This is a genomic window from Streptomyces pimonensis (assembly GCF_041380215.1).
Lineage (GTDB): Bacteria > Actinomycetota > Actinomycetes > Streptomycetales > Streptomycetaceae > Streptomyces > Streptomyces pimonensis.
In genome coordinates, this window is record NZ_JAHWZY010000003.1 from 1 (window position 1) to 15556 (window position 15556).

Genomic DNA, 15556 nt, shown 5'->3' on the forward strand with positions numbered 1-15556 from the left:
CTTCGGGGGGTGCTGCGTAGGCTTGGGTCGTCGCCACGGTGGGGTCCGCGAGAGTGGGCGAAGCCCTCCCTCTGCCACCTGACGGGGCGTCAGAGAAGTCAGCAAGTGGTCAGCATGAGTCCTGAAAAACCTGGGGAAAGCTGCCCGGACATGCGACTCGTTGTAGGGTGTCGAAACAGCCCTTGACCTGCAAAAACGCAGGCAGGGAGCCTACTTGTGGGAGTGCCCCGATGTTGCGTACAATGTTCAAGTCCAAGATCCACCGAGCCACCGTCACCCAGGCCGACCTGCACTACGTGGGATCCGTGACGATCGACGCCGAGCTGCTCGACGCCGCCGATCTGCTGCCCGGGGAGCTCGTGCACATCGTCGACATCACCAACGGGGCACGGCTGGAGACGTACGTCATCGAGGGCGAGCGCGGGTCCGGGGTGATCGGGATCAACGGGGCCGCCGCCCATCTCGTCCAGCCCGGTGATCTGGTGATCATCATCAGTTACGCTCAGGTGACCGACGCCGAGGCGCGGGCGCTGGAACCCCGGGTGGTGCACGTGGACGGCGACAACCGCATTGTGTCCCTGGGGGCCGACCCGTCCGAGCCGGTGCCGGGGTCGGACCAGGAGCGCAGTCCGGGGGCCGTCACCATGGCCTGACCGGCGCGGACCGAGGCAGGAGCGTGACGCGGTCATGGGCGACATCGAGATCCGTGACGAGCGGGCGGCAGGCCGCCTCGAGGCGGTGGCGGACGGCGAGGTCGTCGGGCGGATCGAGTGCTTCCTGCTCGACACCCCCGAGCATGCGCTCGAGCCCGTGCACACCGTCGTCGGGCCCGCCCACGAGGGCAGGGGCATCGCGGGCTCCCTCGCCCGCGGGCCCTACGCCGTTGCCGCCCGCGGGGACGGCGCCGTCGCCCTGCTCTGCCCGTACGTCGCCGAGCGGGTCGAGTGCCACCCCGACCGGGCCCCGGCGGCCGGGCCGGAGCCGGTCCGGGCGGCGAAGGAGTGGCCGGCCGCGTCTCCCGGGCGTCTGTGAGGTCCACGTGCTCGCACTGCTGCACACCTCACCGGTTCACGTGCCCGTCTTCGACGCGCTGCGCGACGAAGCCCACCCCGGGCTGGAGCTGCGGCACGTCGTCGCCGAGGGCCTGTTGGAACGCGCCCGCGCCGACGGCCCCGCGGCGGTCGCCGACGAGGTGCGGACGAGGGTGCGTGAGACCGCCGACCGCGGCGCCCGTGCCGTGCTGTGCACCTGTTCGACCATCGGCGGGGTCGCGGAGGCGACCGCCGCCGGCGCCGGTGTCCCGGTGCTGCGCGTCGACCGGCCGATGGCGGCCGCGGCCGTGGCCGCCGGACCGGGCGTCGTCGTCCTCGCCGCCCTGGAGAGCACGCTGCGGCCGACGGCGGCGTTGGTCGAGGAGGAGGCCGCTCGTGCCGGACGGTCCGTCGAGGTGCGGACCGTGCTGGTCGAGGGCGCGTGGGCACGCTTCGAGGCGGCTGACCCGGCGGGGTACGCGCGCCGGGTCGCGGACGCCGCCGACGCGGTCACCGGCGCCGACGCGATCGTCCTCGCCCAGGCCTCCATGGCCCCGGCCGAGCGGCTCACCACGACCCGGGTGCCCGTGCTGGCCAGTCCCCGTCCGGGACTCGCCGCGGCGGCCCGCCTGCTCCACCCGGCCCCGCGCCGTCACGCGGGCGGGTGACTGGAGAGGCGGCCGTCGGGTAGGCGGGGGAGTAGTCCAGAGCTCATGCCGAGCGACAGGCCGGAGGACCCGCGCCATGACGAACCCGTATCCGGACCCCGTCCCGCCGGATCCGACCCCGGGGCCCGCCCCGGACCCGGACCCCTCGCGCCCCGGGCCCTACCCGGACCCCGCCCCTCCGCCCCCGCCGCCGGGTCCCGGTCCGGAGCCGACCCCGCAGCCCCCGGGACCGGGGCCGCAACCGCCCCCGCCGCATCCGGGTCCCCCCGAGCCGTCCCCCTCGCCGATCCCGCCGGGCCCCGAACCGGTGCCGAACCCGGAACCCGGCCCGCCGCTGAGCTGATCCGGACGCGGGAGGGGAAGCGGGGCGGTGGACGGCCGGCCGGTCGTCCACCGCCCCGTCCGGGGGCCTACGCCGAGACCTCCGACCGGCCCCCGCCCCACAGCGTGTGGAACGAGCCGTCGCGGTCCGTGCGCCGGTAGGTGTGCGCGCCGAAGTAGTCCCGCTGGCCCTGGGTGAGCGCGGCCGGCAGGCGCTCCGCGCGCAGGGTGTCGTAGTAGGCGAGGGCCGTGGCGAAGCCGGGGGTCGGCACGCCCTGGCGGGTCGCCGCGACCAGCACCTCGCGCCAGTCGTCCTGGGCGTCGGCGATCTCCCGGGCGAACGTCTCGTCCGACAACAGGCTCGGCAGGTCCGCACGGGCGTCGTAGGCGGCGCGGATGCGGTCCAGGAAAGCCGCGCGGATGATGCAGCCGCCGCGCCAGATGGCGGAGACCGCGCCGAGGTCGATGTCCCAGCCGTACTCCTCGCTGCCGGCCGCGATCTCGTGGAAGCCCTGCGTGTACGACACGATCTTCGACGCGTACAGCGCCTGCTCCACCCGGTCGGCGAACGCCGCAGCCTCCGACTCGTCCAGCGGAGTCGCCTTCGGGCCGGCCAGGGAGCGCGAGGCCTCGCGCAGCGCCGCGTGACCGGACAGGGAGCGCGCGAAGACGGCCTCGGCGATGCCGGACACGGGCACGCCCAGGTCGAGCGCGATCTGTACGGTCCAGCGACCCGTGCCCTTCTGCTCCGCCTGGTCCACCACCACGTCCACGAACGGCTCGCCCGTGGCCGCGTCCACGTGCGACAGCACCTCGGCCGTGATCTCGATCAGGTAGGAGTCCAGCCGGCCGGTGTTCCAGGTGCGGAAGATCTCCGCGATCCGCGCGGGGGAGTACCCGGCGACATCGCGCAGCAGCTGGTACGCCTCACCGATCAGCTGCATGTCGGCGTATTCGATGCCGTTGTGCACCATCTTCACGAAGTGTCCGGCGCCGTCCGGGCCGACGTGCGTGACGCAGGGGGAGCCGTCCTTCGCCTTCGCGGAGATCCTCTCCAGCATCGGGCCCAGGGAGTCGTACGACTCCCTCGGGCCGCCCGGCATGATGCTCGGCCCGTTCAGCGCGCCCTCCTCGCCGCCGGAGACGCCCATGCCGACGAAGTGGATACCCTGTTCGCGCAGCGCCTTCTCCCGGCGGCGGGTGTCCGCGAAGTGCGCGTTGCCGCCGTCGATGATCATGTCGCCGGGCTCGAGGAGCGGGGCGAACTCCTCGATCACCGCGTCCGTCGGCTTGCCGGCCTTCACCATGACGACCAGCCGCCGCGGTCGCTCCAGTGCCGCCACGAACCCCTTGGCCGTCTCGGCCGCCACGAAGTCGCCCTCGTCCCCGAACTCCTCCACCAGCGCGTGCGTGCGCGCCGCCGTCCGGTTGTGCACCGCGACCGTGTAACCGTTGCGGGCGAAGTTGCGCGCGAGGTTGCGGCCCATGACCGCGAGCCCGGTGACGCCGATCTGCGCTGAACTGCTGCTCATTGGGTGGCTCCTCACGACCTTGGTATCGGTACTGCCGGGTGTCGGTGCTGCCGGTCGACGCCCGTCGGTCCTGCCGTCGACCATCCTGTCGCGCCGCGCTTGCGTGCGCACGCGCGGGTCGTACGACGCCGCTCGGACACATACGTGCGGACGCCCCTCGCGCACTCGGCGGGGGGCGCGCACCCGCGTGCCCCCGCGGACGGGGGCACCCGCCCGCGCACGCTCCCCAGGGAGCGCCAACGGGGTGCAACGGGCGAAAGGTCCCGGCCACCTGGCGCATCCGCGCGGCCGATAGCCGTCTTGTCACGGCTGGTTGGCGCCGCTTACTTTTGCCCCTCCTGACGCATTGTCGAAGGGGACTTCCATGGCCGTGCGCGGCCGGCACCGCCGGTATCAGCCGAACAGGATCAACCGGGCCTCGCTCACCGTCACCGCGGGCGGGGCCGGAATGGCGCTCCCGCTGCTGGGGACCGGCGCCGCCCAGGCGGCCGACGTGCAGACCTGGGACAAGGTCGCCGCCTGCGAGTCCACCAACGACTGGGACACCAACACCGGCAACGGGCACTACGGCGGGCTCCAGTTCACCCAGTCGACCTGGGAGGCGTACGGCGGTACCCGGTACGCGCCGCGCGCGGACCTGGCCGGCAAGGACCAGCAGATCGCCGTCGCCGAAAAGGTCCTCGACGGACAGGGTCCCGGTGCCTGGCCGGTGTGCTCGGCACGGGCCGGACTGACCCGGGGCGGCGACACCCCCGACATCCGGCCGGCCGCCGACACGTCCGGCGGGAACAAGAAGAGCGGCAGGAGCGACAAGAAGGCCGGCGGGCCCTCGGTCGAGGACGTCAAGCCGCACACCACACCCCAGTCCCGCGCGGGCCGCGCCGAAATGTACACCGTGGTGCGCGGCGACACCCTCTCCGGCATCGCGACGGAGGAACGGGTCGACGGCGGCTGGCGGAAGCTGTACGGCGCCAACCGCTCCACCATCGGCGGCGACCCCGACCTGATCGTGCCGGGCCAGCGGCTCGCCCTGCCCGACGGAACGGCTAAGGCAGCCCGGAAACCGGCCGAGTCGGCCGGGAAGAAGACCGAGAGGGCCGAGAAGGAGGCTGAGGAGAAGGCCGGGAAGAAGACCGGGAAGAAGACGTCCCCCCAGCGCACCGAGGACCGTGCGGACCGCGCCGCCAAGACCACCGGCGATCTGGTCTCCCCGGTCAGCGCCGCGCTCGGCACGCCGTACCACAAGGCCGGATCCGCCTGGTCGAAGGGCTACCACACGGGCGTCGACTTCCCCGTCCCCACCGGCACCTCCGTGAAGTCGGTCGGGGCCGGCACCGTCGTGAGCGCGGGCTGGGAGGGGTCGTTCGGCTACCAGGTGGTGGTCCGGCACACCGACGGCCGCTACAGCCAGTACGCGCACCTGTCGGCGATCTCGGTGAGGAACGGGCAGTCCGTCGGTGCCGGCCAGCGCATCGGCCGTTCCGGTTCGACCGGGAACAGCTCAGGCCCGCACCTGCACTTCGAGGTGCGGACGGGGCCCGGATTCGGAACGGACATCGACCCGGTCGCCTACCTGAGGGCGGGCGGCGTCAGGATGTGACCCGCGTCCTGCGCCGGTCCACCGTCGGCACGTACGGGCCGCCGTAGAAGGACGCGTACGACACCAGTGGCACCGGGGCGGAATCCGCGGCGTCCGACACGCCCCCCGGTGCCGGCGACCGTACGTCCCCGGGGAGTTCGAGTGCGGCCAGCAGCCGCTCGGCGGGGCCGGCGGCCGGACGGTCGCCGGCCGCCGCGGGAACCGTCTCGGGCACGGGCTCCGGCACGAGTGCTTCCGCCGCCCGCGCCTCCTGGTTCTCGCGCGTCAGCCGCTCCGTCGTGAGCAGGATCAGGCCGCCGGCCGCCACCACGCCGCAGCCCAGGGCGAGCGCCGTGCCCGCCGTGCCGTAGCGGAAGGTCTCGCCGAACATCGTGATGCCGACCGCGGCCGCCACCACCGGGTTCACCACCGTCAGCGTGGCCAGCGGGGCCGCCAGCCCGGCGCCCCGGTAGGAGGCCTGGGAGAGCAGCATGCCGGCCGTGGCCAGGACGCCGATCACCGCCAGGGACGGCAGGTTTGCCGCCGAGACCCCGCCGGTCCAGTCGACCGCGACGGTCTTGGTGAAGACGGAGGACATGCCGAACGCGATGCCGGACGCGGTGGCCAGCAGGATGCTGCGCACCGCGGGGTGCCGGTGCACGGCGCGGGCCGCGACCATCAGCGCCACGACCGCCCCGGCCGTCCCCAGCGCCGCCGCCACCCGCTGTGCGGTGTCCAGCGACTGGACGTCGGACGCGCCGACCAGGGAGAGCAGCCCCGCGAGGCCCACCGTCGCCATGACGGCACCGCGCCACGCGGTCGCCCCGGCCTTCCGGCCGAAGAACAGCGCGGCCATGGGCAGGGCGAACACGATGGTCAGCGCGCCCAGGGGCTGGACGAGGCTCAGCGGACCGTGGGCGAGCGCCACCACGTGCAGCAGTCCGCCGAGGCCGTTGAGCGCGACCGCCGCCCACCAGCCCGGCCGGCGCAGCGGTGCGAACTGCTGCGCGCCGGGTGAGTCCACCGCGACCTGCTCCTGCACGATCGCTCCACCGGCGTACGCCACGGCGGAGACGAACGACAGCAGCACGGACAACGCGAGGGCGCTCATCGGCTGCTCCTCTGCGCGGGGCCGGGGCGGTGCACCCGGCGCGGCGAACGGTCGGCTTCCATGACCAACACGATGCCGTGCCGGAGTGTTCCCGTCGTCGTCCCCGAGCACCCAATGAGTCCTACCGCCGATGGAGTACGACGGTGGCCCCGTCATCCTCAGGGTGGGCGCCCCCGGGCGCAGGGCCCCTGGCCGCCGTCCCCCAGGGGCCTGGTACTACTGCACGTCGTGGACCTCGACCCGTCTCTCACCGCCCTGCACCGCCTCGGTGGTTTCTTCGTGCTGCGCACGGCGGGAACGGCCGGCCGTTCCCTGCCCACGCTCGCCCAGGCGTACGGGCCGCGCCCCCTGGACGTCCGGGGCGACTTCCTGACCTCGCGGGTACGCCGGGTCGCCGGCGCCCTGGGCGCTCCCGAGGCGCGGGTCGCCGCGTCGGTGGCCCAGCAGGGGCTCGCCGCCCGCCTGTGGTCCGTGGCCCTCGGCTCCGCCGTCCTCTACGGGGCGGTCCCCGACCTCGCCCCGCCGCTGCTGCGCTGGGACCCGGAGGGCAGCGCCCCCGACGACCTGTGGCTGACCGAGGTACGGCCGCTGCCCGGCGACGCGGCGACGATCGCGGAGCTGGTGCTGCACGGCCACCTCGAACTCCTCGCCGCGGCCCTGCGCTCCCGCCACCGCCTCGCACCGGGCCTGCTGCGCGGCAACGCCGCCTCCGCGCTCGCGGGCGCCGCCCGGGAACTGGACCACTGGGGGCGCAGCCACGACCGTACGGACGTCGCAGCCCGCGCCGCCTCCCTGACGGCCGAAATCCTCGCGCACCCCCTGCTCACCGGTGCCGGGGACCTGGCGGGCACCGTCTTCCGGCGCCGCAGCTGCTGTCTGTACTACCGGGTGCCGGGCGGGGGCGTCTGCGGCGACTGCTGCTTCGCACGACCGCCCCGATCTTCCCCACGCGCCCCGTCCGGGTGACCATGAAGGTCGACGTCCGCTCAGACAGGGGGTTCACGGTGCGAGTGGGACTGCTGACGCGGGAGTACCCCCCGGACGTGTACGGCGGCGCGGGGGTCCATGTGGAGTTCCTCGCCCGGGAGCTGCGGTCCCTGGTGGACCTGGAGGTGCACTGCTGGGGCGAGGGCAGGACGGACGGTGTGCTGCGCCACCGCCCCTGGGCCGCGCTCGACGGAGCCAACGACGCGTTGCGCACCTTCTCCGTGGACCTCGCCATGGCCGCCGCGCTCCAGGGCCGCGACCTCGTCCACTCCCACACCTGGTACGCGGGCCTCGGCGGCCACCTCGCCAAGCTGCTGTACGGCGTTCCGCACGTGATGACGGCCCACTCCCTGGAGCCCCTGCGCCCCTGGAAGGCCGAGCAGCTCGGCGGCGGTTACGCCCTGTCGAGCTGGGCGGAGCGCACCGCCGTCGAGGCGGCCGACGGAGTGATCGCCGTCTCCGGTGCGATGCGCGAGGACATCCTCGCCTCCTACCCGGCCCTCGACCCCGCCCGGGTGCACGTCGTGCACAACGGCATCGACACCGACCTGTACCGTCCCGACCCCGGCGCCGACGTCCTGGACCGGATCGGCCTCGACCGCTCCCGCCCGTACGTGCTGTTCGTGGGCCGGATCACCCGGCAGAAGGGCGTGCCCCAGCTGCTGCGGGCGGTGCGCGGCATCGACGCGGCCGCGCAGGTCGTGCTGTGCGCCGGCGCCCCGGACACGCCCGGGATCGACCGGGAGTTCCGTGAGCTGTACGAGGAGCTGAGCCGGGTCCGCGCGGGCGTGCACTGGATCCCGCGGATGCTGCCGCGGCCCGAGGTGATCCAGCTGCTGACGCACGCCGCCGTGCTCGTCTGTCCCTCGGTGTACGAGCCGCTCGGCATCGTCAACCTGGAGGCCATGGCGTGTGGCACGGCGGTGGTCGCCTCCCGGGTCGGCGGGATCCCCGAGGTCGTGGCGGACGGCTCGACGGGGGTACTGGTGGACGCGGACGACGCCTTCGAGACGGGCCTGGCGCGGGCGCTCGACTCGGTCCTCGGCGACCCGGAGGCGGCACGGCGGATGGGTGAGGCGGGGCGGGAGCGGGCCGTCACCGAGTTCGGCTGGGAGGCGGTGGCCCGCCGCACGGCCGGGCTCTACGAGGAGATCCTCGAACAGGCTTAGTCCCGCCCGTCCGGGGCAGTCTTGGGGAAATTCGGCGTGAGGGGAGCGGCCATGCGTCGTGGTGGTCCTTCGGTCCTGGGAATCGTGCTGGCGGGCGGGGAGGGCAAGCGCCTGATGCCCCTCACGGCGGACCGCGCCAAACCGGCCGTCACCTTCGGCGGCACGTACCGCCTGGTCGACTTCGTGCTGTCCAACCTCGTGAACGGCGACATCCTGCGCGTCTGCGTGCTCACCCAGTACAAGTCGCACTCGCTGGACCGGCACATCACCACCACCTGGCGGATGTCCAGCCTGCTCGGCAACTACGTCACCCCGGTCCCCGCCCAGCAGCGCCTCGGCCCGCGCTGGTACCTGGGCAGTGCCGACGCGATCCTGCAGTCGCTGAACCTGGTCCACGACGAACGGCCGGAGTACGTGGCGGTGTTCGGCGCCGACCACGTGTACCGCATGGACCCGCGCCAGATGCTCGCCCAGCACATCGAGAGCGGGGTCGGCGTCACGGTGGCGGGGGTACGGGTGCCGCGCTCGGAGTCCTCCGCCTTCGGTGTGATCACGCCGGGCTCGGACGGACAGTCCGTGGACCGCTTCCTGGAGAAGCCGACCGATCCGCCCGGACTGGCCGACGACCCCGAGTGCGTGTTCGCCTCCATGGGCAACTACGTCTTCACCACCAAGACGCTGATCGAGGCCCTGCACCGGGACGCCGAGGACGAGGACTCGGTGCATGACATGGGCGGTTCGATCCTGCCCCAGCTCACCGAGCGGGGCGAGGCCGCGCTGTACGACTTCAGCGCCAACCACGTGCCCGGCGAGACCAGCCGCGACCAGGGCTACTGGCGGGACGTCGGCACGCTGGACGCGTACTACGAGGCGCACATGGACCTGATCGCCGAGCGCCCCGCGTTCAACCTCTACAACCGGCAGTGGCCGATCTACACCCACTCCGGCCAGCTCTCGCCGGCCCGGTTCAACGCGGGCGGCATGGCGAGCGAGTCGATCATCAGCGCCGGCTGCCTGATCCGCGGACAGGTCACCAGGTCCGTGCTGTCGCCGGGCGTGGTCGTCGATCCGGGGGCCGTGGTGCAGGGCTCGGTGCTGCACGACAACGTGCACGTCGGGCGGGGCGCGGTGGTGCGCGGCGCCGTGCTCGACAAGAACGTCGAGGTGCCGCCGGGAGCGACGATCGGCGTCAACCCCCAGCGGGACGCCGAGCTGTACACGGTGTCCGAGGGCGGGGTGATCGCGCTCGGCAAGGGGCAGCCGGTGCCGTAGACGCCGGTGCGCGGGCCCCGGCCGGCCGCGGCCACCGGGGCCCGCGTCATGTCATTGGGCGCATGACGGAATCCGTGCTGTCGTGTCGCCCCGTCCTCCGGACGGCCCTCCCCGACCAGGGCTTGCGCACCGCGCCCGCCGGTGAGGCCCTCGCGCACGACCTGAGGGCCCACAAGGAGCCCGGCTTCGACCCGGCCCGTGAGCACATCGAGGTCGAACCGGACCGTTGGCCGCACTGGGCCGGCCGGCTCGGACCGCCGGTGTGGCAGGACACGCCCGCCCCGACGGCCGGGAGGAACCCGAGCACGGAGGCCCGCGCCCGCTACGGGTGCGGGATGGAGCAGGCGCTCGACGGACACATCAGCAGCCCGTCGATCGTGATGCGGGTGACCTTCGACGAGGGCCGGGGTCAGTACGACCCCGGCCGCATCGCCGAACAGGCCGAGGCCGGGCCCCCGGACCGGCTGGTCGACAGCCGGTCCGGGCACGGCCTCGGCGCCGACGGGGACGCAGGCGACGTCATGGACGAGCACGCTCACCCCGGTCCCGCGCTCCGGCCCGCCCGGACGGCAAGCACGCCCCGGTCGGCGGTGAGTGCGGCGGCCCCGGCCCGGCGGCGTCCGGACACGCCTGGTCCGCGCAGCGGTCGTGCGTCGACGTCGCCCCGGCGACCTGCGCCGACGGCCACCTCACCCGGCCCGGCGAGGTGCGCGCCGGTGTGCCGGGGCGGCAGCGGAGCCGCGTACACCCCGCTCACAGGAGTCGAGGGCGAGCTCCACGGTCCGCTCACCCACGACGGCGAGTGATGAAGCCGGACGTGGCCCGGGTGAAGGCCGCCCACGAGGCCCTCGTCCGGGACGCCCCACGGCACCGCCCGCGGGCTGCCCGGTACCGGAGGGCGCCACGCGATGAACCGTTCCTCCGGTGGGCCGCGCCCGTCCGGGTGGCGTACGCCGCTCCGTCAGGCGGCGATCGTGCCTCAACAGCCCCTTCCCTCACCGCGGTCCCGCTCCTCCTGCCGCACCGGCGAAAGGAGTGAAGACATCACATGCTGTTAACTATGAGTAGCCAGATCGTACTTGACCGTAATCGGCCGGGAGCGATTGACTGCTGATCCATTCCCGTCGTCACGCGAGGCCCCGCCCATGACCGCAGATCCGCTCGCCCCTCTCGACCTGGCGTTCTGGAACATCGAGTCCGCCGGTCATCCCATGCACCTCGCGGCGCTCGGCGTCTTCGCCTCCCGCTCGCCCTCCGCGGGGGCCCACGCCGCCGATCTGCTGGCGTCCCGGGCCGCCGTCGTACCCGGACTGCGCATGCGCATCCGCGACACGTGGCAGCCGCTCGTCCTGCGGAAACCGCTGTCGGCGCTGCGCCGCACCTGGCCCGCGCCCGGCGAGCCGCTGGCCGCCGCGCTGCGGCAGCCGCTCGCCTCCGTCCTGCGTCGGTCCCTCGCCTTCGGCGGCGCCATCCGCGAGCCCGACCCCGGCTTCGACCCCCTCGACCACGTCCGGCTGCACCCGCCGGCCGCCGACTTCCACGCCGCGGCCGGCCGGCTCATGGGGTCCCCGCTGCAACGCACCCGGCCGCCCTGGGAAGCCCACGTGCTGCCAGGGGAGGACGGTCTCTCCTTCGCCGTCCTGTTCAAGTTCCACCACGCCCTCGCCGACGGACTGCGGGCCCTCACCCTGGCCGCCGCGCTGATGGACCCGGTGGACCTGCCCGCGCCCCGGCCCCGCCCCGCCGGGCCCCCGTGCGGCCTGCTGCCCGACGTGCGCGAGGTGCCCGTCCTCGTCCGGGACGCCCTGTCCGACGCGGGCCGGGCCCTGGACATCGGCGCCGCCGTCGCCCGCTCCACCCTCGACATGCGCTCCTCGCCCGCGCTGACCTGCGCGCCCAGCGGCACCCGCCGCACCGCCGGCACGGTGATCGACCTCGACGACGTGCACCGCATCCGCAAGAGCGCCGGCGGCACCGTCAACGACGTACTGATCGCGGTCGTCGCCGGCGCGCTGCGCCGCTGGCTCGACGAGCGCGGCGACGGCAGCGAGGGCGTCGCCCCGCGCGCCCTCGTCCCCGTCTCCCGGCGCCGGCCGCGCACCGCCCACCCGCAGGGCAACCGGCTCTCCGGGTACCTGATGCGGCTTCCCGTCGGCGAGCGGGACCCGCTCGCCCGGCTCACGCGGGTGCGCACCGCCATGGACCGCAACAAGGAGGCGGGCCCGCACCGGGGCGCGGGCGCCGTCGCCCTGCTCGCCGACCACGTGCCGCCGCTCGGTCATCGGCTCGGCGGACCGCTGCTCGGCCAGGCGGCCCGGCTCTGGTTCGACGTGCTGGTCACCAGCGTGCCGCTGCCCGGCTTCGGCCTGAGGCTCGGCGGCGATCCACTCGGCGCCGTCTTCCCGCTCGCGCCGCTGGCCCCCGGCCACTCCCTCGCGGTCGCGGTCTCCACCTACCGCGGGCACGTCCACTACGGCCTGGTCGCCGACGGCGCGGCCGTCCCGGACCTCGACCTGCTGGCCCACGCGCTGACCGAGGAGGTGGCGGCACTGACCGCCGTCTGCGATCGCTGAGGGACGCGGTTTGGTGCTGCGGCCCGGCGCTGAAGTAAAATCCCCCGTTCGACAGCGGACGCGAACGGAGCGCCGCGAGAAGCAGAGCGGGAAACGGCAGCGGCGATGACGGTGACACAGGACGGCCCCGGGGCCACGGACGCGGCGGCACACGGGCCCGGCATCGACCCGGAGCGGCTGGCCGTCTGTCTCGGCGTGCTCGAGGAACTCGACAAGCTCGACGTCGACCACCCGGACGCGATCCTGGTCCGCCGGGCCACCTCGCACATCTACCGCACGGTCAAGCAGCGCCGCCGCCAGGAGCGCCGGGCCGCGAAGACCGCCCACGACAAGGCGGTCACCGAGGCCACCGCCACGGGCTCCGCCGAGCGCATCGACGACGAGACGGAAGGCATCCTGCCCTCCTCCCGTGTCGAGCCCGGCAAGATCGCGGGGATACTCCAGCGCCCGCGCTCCTGCTACACCTGCAAGACCCGCTACGTCGAGGTCGACTACTTCTACCACCAGCTCTGCCCGGAGTGCGCCGCCGAGAACCGGCAGCGGCGCGACGCCCGCGCCGACCTCACCGGCAAGCGGGCGCTGCTCACCGGCGGACGCGCCAAGATCGGCATGTACATCGCGCTACGGCTGCTGCGCGACGGCGCCCACACCACGATCACCACGCGCTTCCCCAGGGACGCCATCCGCCGCTTCAAGGCGATGGACGACTCCGCGGACTGGATGGACCGCCTGGAGGTCGTCGGCATCGACCTGCGCGACCCCGCCCAGGTCGTCGCGCTGGCCGACCGGGTCGCGGAGCAGGGCCCGCTCGACATCCTGATCAACAACGCCACCCAGACCGTACGCCGGCTGCCGTCCGCGTACGCGGCGCTCGTCGAGGGCGAGAGCGCCCCGCTGCCGGCCGGTGAGCTGCCCGCCCACCACGTCATCGGCGCCTTCGGCTCCGGTGCGGTCGACGGGCTGACCGCGCTGCCCGTCGGCGTCAGCGGACTCGACGCGCAGAAGGTGGCCGACCTCGCCCTGGTCGCGGGCAACGCCAGCGTGGTCCGGCACCGGGACGGCACCGCCATCGACGCGGGCGGCCTGCTCCCCGACGTCGTCGACACCAACACCTGGGTCCAGACCATCGAGCAGATCTCCCCGGTGGAGCTGCTGGAGACCCAGCTGTGCAACTACACGGCGCCGTTCATCCTGATCAGCAAGCTGCGTCCGGCGATGGCCGAGGCCGCGCGCCGGGCGGCCGCCGGACGCGCCTACGTCGTCAACGTCTCCGCGATGGAAGGCGTGTTCGACCGCGGCTACAAGGGCGCCGGGCACCCCAACACCAACGCCGCCAAGGCGGCCATGAACATGGTGACGCGGACCAGCGCGCAGGAGATGTTCGACACCGACCGCATCCTGATGACCTCGGTCGACACCGGCTGGATCACCGACGAGCGCCCCCACTTCGACAAGCTGCGCCTCGCCGACGCCGGTTTCCACGCCCCGCTCGACCTGGTCGACGGCGCGGCCCGCGTCTACGACCCGATCGTGCGCGGCGAGGCGGGCGAGGACCTGTACGGCGTCTTCATGAAGGACTACGCGCCCGGCCGGTGGTGAGGGCGGCGGCCCGGGGCCGTCAGTCGACCATGCCCAGCCGGGAGCGGCGCGCCGCCAGCAGCTCCAGCACGGTGCGCCAGTCCTCCAGGACTCCGGCGTCGAAGCAGGCGGTGCGGGCCTCCTCGTCCGCCGCGCGCAGGGCGAGGAGGGCGTCGTCGGCAGGTAGGTCGTGCCGGGCGTGCCGGAGGACCAGGTCGGCCACCCGCTCGCCGAGCAGAGCCCGTACCGCGTCCGCCGCACGGCCGGCCGCGGCCGCCGGTTCGCCCGGCCACAGCAGCCGGCCGACGGGCCGTACCAGGCCCGCCACCTGGAGTTCCTTGTCCGCGGGCCGGCCGCGGCGCAGCAGTGCGGCGGTGCGCAGGGCGTGGTCGTGCGCGTCGGCCGGGGCGCCGTCACCGCCTCCGGCGTCCCACGTGCCCCGGCACGCGTACAGCAGGTCCATCAGCTCCTCGACGGTGCGCAGCTCCATGCGCCGGTCCTCCCGGGAGTAGGCCGTTGCCGTGCGGCAGCAGACCATGACGAGCTTGCGTACCGGTCAACAGGACCTGAACTGCGCCCCGACCACGGGAACCGGTCGAAAGCGCCGACGCCCGTGTAATTCGAACGAGTGACGACAGCCAGCCGCTTCGATACGGAAATAGGAGCATATTCCCGCCCGTCGAGCACTGTCCGACTCATGTTTGTTACCGTCGGTTTTCGGCGCCATCGAGCGGGGCCCCGCTCATTTGGTTAACCTGGTCCGGACGGACAGCAGGCAGGGTTCCATCCGCACCCACGGTCCGTCATGGGACCAGCCGGTTCACCACGGCCTGCTCTCCCTCGAGTCGCCGGCACCACGGCGTCCGAACGGTTCTCCATCCGGACCCGAACGGACGTCGGACGCCAGGCGCAGGGCCGACGCAGTACGTCCCGAGGGTGACCGACACATAAGGAGTGCGCGGTGACACCGGAGCAGACGAAGAGCGACCAGCGCCCCGAGGAGCGCGCGGAGCGCGCCGCCCGCCGGCCGGGGGAGCTCGGCTTTCTCGACGTGTGGGCCCGTTCGGCCCCGATCCGCCTCGCTGGCTACGAGGACGACCTCGCCGAGCCCCACATCCTGCCCGGCGTCGACTGACGGGGCGTGCGGGCGGGGCGCGCTGCCGTGGCTACGGCCGGACGTAGGGCCGGGTCATGATCTCCATGTTGTGGCCGTCCGGGTCGTCGAAGTAGGCGCCGCGCCCGCCGAAGAGGTCGTTGACCCTGCCGGGCTCGGTGTGGCCCGGATCCGCGTAGTAGGTGACCCCGGCCGCGTCGAGGCGCGCGATCATGGCGTCGAACCGCTCCTCGGGCACCAGGAACGCGTAGTGCTGGCTCTGGACCGGCTCGTCCCGCTTCTCGTAGTAGTCGAGGGTCACGCCGTTGCCCAGATCGACCGGCAGGAACGGGCCGAACGGGGCGCCGACCTCGAGTCCCAGTATCCCGGCGAGGAACTCGGCGGAGTACCGGCGGTCACTGGCGTAGACGGCGGTGTGGTTCAACTGGACGTGCTGTGCTGCGGACATGGCTGGAATCGTCTCCGGTGTCGGTTTCCATGGTGGGAGGGGACACACGGAGGGGGCGGGCCACGGGCCCCCGTCCGGCCGCGCACGCGCGGGGGCGCGCCCCGCACCGGCCTCACACCGAGGCCGGGAGCACCTTACGTGTACGGCCCACGGCCGACCCGGCAGTCATACGT

The 15556-nt window shown here is 73.7% G+C and carries 15 protein-coding genes; 11 read left to right on the forward strand and 4 right to left on the reverse strand.

Features of this window, described 5'->3' with window-relative positions:
• Window positions 1-230: 230 nt before the first annotated feature.
• From panD to KYY02_RS04095, 3 genes are read left to right on the forward strand one after another with little or no spacing between them, the layout of a single operon-like run.
• A complete protein-coding gene (gene panD, locus KYY02_RS04085) occupies window positions 231-653 on the forward strand; it encodes an aspartate 1-decarboxylase (RefSeq protein ID WP_371236020.1) in 423 nt (140 codons plus the stop codon).
• 34 nt (window positions 654-687) lie between these two features.
• A complete protein-coding gene (locus KYY02_RS04090) occupies window positions 688-1032 on the forward strand; it encodes a GNAT family N-acetyltransferase (protein ID WP_371236021.1) in 345 nt (114 codons plus the stop codon).
• Between the two features lie 7 nt (window positions 1033-1039).
• Window positions 1040-1699 carry an aspartate/glutamate racemase family protein gene (locus tag KYY02_RS04095; protein ID WP_371236023.1) on the forward strand — a complete coding sequence of 220 codons (660 nt, stop codon included), beginning with the start codon at window positions 1040-1042 and terminating at the stop codon, window positions 1697-1699.
• A 410-nt stretch (window positions 1700-2109) separates the two neighbouring features.
• Here KYY02_RS04095 and gnd read toward each other — a convergent pair whose 3' ends face one another.
• A complete protein-coding gene (gene gnd / locus KYY02_RS04100; RefSeq protein WP_371236024.1) occupies window positions 2110-3552 on the reverse strand; it encodes an NADP-dependent phosphogluconate dehydrogenase in 1443 nt (480 codons plus the stop codon).
• A 364-nt stretch (window positions 3553-3916) separates the two neighbouring features.
• Here gnd and KYY02_RS04105 point away from each other — a divergent pair, with 364 nt between their 5' ends.
• Window positions 3917-5152, forward strand: a complete 1236-nt coding sequence (locus KYY02_RS04105; RefSeq protein ID WP_371236026.1) for a transglycosylase family protein — start codon at window positions 3917-3919, stop codon at window positions 5150-5152.
• Here KYY02_RS04105 and KYY02_RS04110 read toward each other — a convergent pair.
• Entirely contained in the window at window positions 5142-6242 is a 1101-nt protein-coding gene (locus KYY02_RS04110; RefSeq protein WP_371236028.1) for a DMT family transporter, read from the reverse strand. The two genes, KYY02_RS04105 and KYY02_RS04110, sit on opposite strands and share 11 nt — an antisense overlap.
• A 228-nt stretch (window positions 6243-6470) precedes the next feature.
• Between KYY02_RS04110 and KYY02_RS04115 the strand changes: the two genes are divergently transcribed.
• From KYY02_RS04115 to KYY02_RS04140, 6 genes are all read left to right on the forward strand, one after another.
• On the forward strand, window positions 6471-7208 hold the full coding sequence (locus KYY02_RS04115; protein ID WP_371236029.1) for a (2Fe-2S)-binding protein: 738 nt from the start codon (window positions 6471-6473) through the stop codon (window positions 7206-7208).
• Window positions 7209-7246: 38 nt separating this feature from the next.
• Window positions 7247-8398 carry a glycogen synthase gene (gene glgA, locus KYY02_RS04120; RefSeq protein ID WP_371236031.1) on the forward strand — a complete coding sequence of 384 codons (1152 nt, stop codon included), beginning with the start codon at window positions 7247-7249 and terminating at the stop codon, window positions 8396-8398.
• Between the two features lie 51 nt (window positions 8399-8449).
• A complete protein-coding gene (glgC, locus tag KYY02_RS04125; protein WP_371236032.1) occupies window positions 8450-9670 on the forward strand; it encodes a glucose-1-phosphate adenylyltransferase in 1221 nt (406 codons plus the stop codon).
• A 62-nt stretch (window positions 9671-9732) separates the two neighbouring features.
• Window positions 9733-10476, forward strand: coding sequence for a hypothetical protein (locus KYY02_RS04130; protein WP_371236033.1), 744 nt, complete (start codon window positions 9733-9735; stop codon window positions 10474-10476).
• A 339-nt stretch (window positions 10477-10815) separates the two neighbouring features.
• Window positions 10816-12243, forward strand: coding sequence for a wax ester/triacylglycerol synthase family O-acyltransferase (locus KYY02_RS04135; protein ID WP_371236034.1), 1428 nt, complete (start codon window positions 10816-10818; stop codon window positions 12241-12243).
• A 105-nt stretch (window positions 12244-12348) separates the two neighbouring features.
• Window positions 12349-13842 carry an SDR family NAD(P)-dependent oxidoreductase gene (locus KYY02_RS04140; RefSeq protein ID WP_371236035.1) on the forward strand — a complete coding sequence of 498 codons (1494 nt, stop codon included), beginning with the start codon at window positions 12349-12351 and terminating at the stop codon, window positions 13840-13842.
• Window positions 13843-13861: 19 nt separating this feature from the next.
• Here the strand turns inward: KYY02_RS04140 and KYY02_RS04145 are convergent, their stop codons facing one another.
• Window positions 13862-14311 carry a hypothetical protein gene (locus KYY02_RS04145; protein ID WP_371236036.1) on the reverse strand — a complete coding sequence of 150 codons (450 nt, stop codon included), beginning with the start codon at window positions 14309-14311 and terminating at the stop codon, window positions 13862-13864.
• A gap of 471 nt (window positions 14312-14782) precedes the next feature.
• Here KYY02_RS04145 and KYY02_RS04150 point away from each other — a divergent pair, with 471 nt between their 5' ends.
• Entirely contained in the window at window positions 14783-14956 is a 174-nt protein-coding gene (locus tag KYY02_RS04150) for a hypothetical protein (RefSeq protein WP_371236037.1), read from the forward strand.
• Between the two features lie 31 nt (window positions 14957-14987).
• Here KYY02_RS04150 and KYY02_RS04155 read toward each other — a convergent pair whose 3' ends face one another.
• Window positions 14988-15383 (reverse strand): VOC family protein, encoded by a 396-nt coding sequence (locus KYY02_RS04155; RefSeq protein WP_371236039.1) that lies wholly within the window; start codon window positions 15381-15383, stop codon window positions 14988-14990.
• Between the last annotated feature and the right edge of the window lie 173 nt (window positions 15384-15556).

Coding starts and splice junctions, on each gene's coding strand:
- gnd (WP_371236024.1), bottom strand. CDS start 3,552: ATGAGCAGCAGTTCAGCGCAGATCGGCGTCACCGGGCTCGCGGTCATG.
- KYY02_RS04145 (WP_371236036.1), bottom strand. CDS start 14,311: ATGGAGCTGCGCACCGTCGAGGAGCTGATGGACCTGCTGTACGCGTGC.
- KYY02_RS04105 (WP_371236026.1), top strand. CDS start 3,917: ATGGCCGTGCGCGGCCGGCACCGCCGGTATCAGCCGAACAGGATCAAC.
- panD (WP_371236020.1), top strand. CDS start 231: ATGTTGCGTACAATGTTCAAGTCCAAGATCCACCGAGCCACCGTCACC.
- KYY02_RS04140 (WP_371236035.1), top strand. CDS start 12,349: ATGACGGTGACACAGGACGGCCCCGGGGCCACGGACGCGGCGGCACAC.
- KYY02_RS04130 (WP_371236033.1), top strand. CDS start 9,733: ATGACGGAATCCGTGCTGTCGTGTCGCCCCGTCCTCCGGACGGCCCTC.
- KYY02_RS04090 (WP_371236021.1), top strand. CDS start 688: ATGGGCGACATCGAGATCCGTGACGAGCGGGCGGCAGGCCGCCTCGAG.
- KYY02_RS04110 (WP_371236028.1), bottom strand. CDS start 6,242: ATGAGCGCCCTCGCGTTGTCCGTGCTGCTGTCGTTCGTCTCCGCCGTG.
- KYY02_RS04135 (WP_371236034.1), top strand. CDS start 10,816: ATGACCGCAGATCCGCTCGCCCCTCTCGACCTGGCGTTCTGGAACATC.
- KYY02_RS04155 (WP_371236039.1), bottom strand. CDS start 15,383: ATGTCCGCAGCACAGCACGTCCAGTTGAACCACACCGCCGTCTACGCC.
- glgC (WP_371236032.1), top strand. CDS start 8,450: ATGCGTCGTGGTGGTCCTTCGGTCCTGGGAATCGTGCTGGCGGGCGGG.